The sequence below is a fragment of the Treponema endosymbiont of Eucomonympha sp. genome (assembly GCF_001028545.1).
In genome coordinates, this window is sequence record NZ_BBPW01000705.1 from 1 (window position 1) to 430 (window position 430).

A 430-nucleotide genomic window follows, 5' to 3' on the forward strand; every position below is an offset into this window, starting at 1 on the left:
ATTTCAAGCATCTCCTGATTAGGGTGTTTTCTGCCGCCTTGCGGCGGGACGCTCGCATTCGTGCCCTCAATTATTTTCAAAAGCGCCTGTTGAACGCCTTCGCCGGAAACATCGCGGGTAATCGACATGTTTTCCGATTTCCGCGAGATTTTGTCAATTTCGTCTATAAAAATAATGCCGTGTTCTGCTGCGGAAATGTTCCCGTCAGCGGCGTTTATCAGCTTGAGCAAGACGTTTTCAACGTCTTCGCCCACGTAGCCAGCCTCGGTCAGCGTAGTCGCGTCGGCAATGGCAAACGGCACCTTCAGTTTTTTTGCCAGTGTTTTCGCCAGCAATGTTTTGCCCGAACCCGTCGGACCGATGAGCAGAATATTCGATTTTTCAATCTGCGCGTCCGAATCGGCTAGGCTCGCGTCTTCCGCAGACATCT

1 protein-coding gene is annotated in these 430 nt (G+C 51.4%); it reads right to left on the reverse strand.

The annotated features are described in order from the left end of the window. On the reverse strand, nt 1-430 hold a 430-nt coding region (locus AWU74_RS08705; protein WP_162505138.1), incomplete at both ends, for an AAA family ATPase.